Consider the following 2130-nt stretch of genomic DNA (forward strand, 5'->3'; position numbering starts at 1 on the left):
TTATATTACAGATGCTTATTTAATTGTAGATATATTTAGTGATTATGTTTTAGAATGCAATAAATCAGCTATGTCATTAATTTTTAAATGTGAAAAATATAATGATTTCATCAGGCATTATGACATTATTGAATACAAAAAAAGAGACGAGTATCTGAAATTTTATAATACATTTAAAAAGTATGATCTAAAATATAAAGAAATACAGACATTTATTGTTAACGAGAAAGAAAAAATTGTCCCGGTTAGTTTAAAAATCAGCAAAATGGATTCAGGTGAAGATAGTCTGATTTTAATAAGAATTAAAGATTTAAGCGAAACTATAAGTATAGAAAAAAGGCAAAAATTGTTATCAACAGCTGTTGATCAAGTCGCTGAATCTGTAATTATAACAGATGTATACGGGAAAATTCAGTATGTAAATCCAGCTTTTGAAAAAACAAGTGGGTATATGTTTTCAGAAGTTATAGGGAGAAGTTATGATTTTTTAAATGATGATGAATCGTCTAAAGTTCAATATACATTAATGTGGAAAGAATCTTCTTCAGGAAACGTATGGCGCGGAGTTTTAGTTAATAAAAAACGAAACGGGTCGAGATATAAGGAGGAAACTACAGTTACTCCTGTAAAAGATAGCGAGGGAAAAATAATCAATTATGTGACAGTTAAGCGAGATATAACTGAGCATTTGATTCTTGAAAATCAGATCCGTCAATCGCAAAAAATGCAGGCTATCGGTACTCTGGCGGGCGGGATTGCCCATGATTTCAACAATATTCTAACGGCAATTCTCGGCTATGCTGAATTGACGCAAGCTCAATGTGATAAAGGATCATTATTATATGATAATTTAGAAGAAATTGTGAGAGCTGCTGACAGAGCAGGTAAGCTGGTAGATCAAATTTTAAAATTCAGTCGTCAAGGTGAAAAAAATATTTCGAATTTTGATATTAGTTTGATCATTAAAGAGGCAACTAAATTACTACGCGCCAGTCTGCCCGCAAATGTAGAATTATTGCTTGAATTAAAAGATACTCCATTAGTGAAAGCTGACCCGACCCAGGCACATCAAATAATAATGAACCTATGCACCAATGCATATCAGGCCTTGAGTGGAAAAGGTGGCACAATAAAAATCCGTTTACAAACAGTCAATATTACACCGCAGCAGGGAATCAAAATTGGCAATGTAGAGCAGGGCAGATATGCTTGCCTTCAGGTTGAAGATAATGGACATGGAATTCCCCAGGAACTCATGGAAAGGATCTTTGAACCCTATTTTACCACGAAATCATTTGGGGCAGGAACCGGTTTGGGGTTGTCTGTTGTACATGGAATCGCCCATGATCATGGCGGCGCGGTGACTGTTGAATCAACCCTTGGCAGGGGTACCTGCTTTTCGGTTTTTTTACCTCAAGTTCATCATGATGGCTGCCAGGATACCTTTGAACAGGAGAGATTTAAAATTTTTGGCGAGGGGCACGTCCTGGTGGTTGATGATGAATATCCCATTGTCGGTTTCATCACCCAGGTGCTTGAGCATATGGGATACACGGTTGAATCTTGCCAATCCAGTGAGTCGGCCCAGGCTCTTTTTCAAAAACGAAAAGGAGATTTTGATCTGGTTATTACCGATATGGGAATGCCTGGCATGACAGGTATCGAATTAGCCGCCGAATTAAAAAAAATAAACCCTTTGATTCCTGTCATTTTATGCACCGGGTTCAGCGAACATGTCACGGCTGACACCTATCGGCAAATGGGGCTGGATGGGTATGTCGCCAAACCCTTCAATGCAGAAAATTTATGCCATGAGGTGGCACGGGTCACTGCAATGAGTAATGAGCAACAATAATCATCTGGATCCGTGAGCGTCATGGATCAAGCAGCTACAACCCCTTGACCTCTGCGGGTAACTGGTACTGGCAACAAAGCCACCTGCCTGTGTGCTTGAGTCGCTGATAAGATCCTGAGTGTCCGACCGATATGGAGGAGGGCAAAGCAAAACCCCCGTTGATCGATTGATCGACGGGGGTTTTTTGTAGAGGATCGGCGGCGACCTACTCTCCCACATAGTTTCCCATGCAGTACCATCGGCGCTGAAGAGCTTAACTTCCGTGTTCGGAATGG

Annotated in this window: 1 protein-coding gene and 1 rRNA gene; one reads left to right on the forward strand and one right to left on the reverse strand. The window is 39.6% G+C overall.

What is annotated here, in order from left to right:
- Positions 1-1855 (forward strand): hybrid sensor histidine kinase/response regulator (locus tag JWG43_RS17380; RefSeq protein ID WP_205244213.1); only part of this gene is annotated, 1855 nt, incomplete at its 5' end.
- Between the two features lie 192 nt (positions 1856-2047).
- On the opposite strand, the gene rrf is transcribed toward JWG43_RS17380, so the two are convergent.
- Positions 2048-2130, reverse strand: a 5S ribosomal RNA gene (gene rrf, locus JWG43_RS17385); the annotation flags it as partial.

It is taken from the genome of Desulfobulbus alkaliphilus, assembly GCF_016918545.1.
Lineage (GTDB): Bacteria > Desulfobacterota > Desulfobulbia > Desulfobulbales > Desulfobulbaceae > Desulfobulbus > Desulfobulbus alkaliphilus.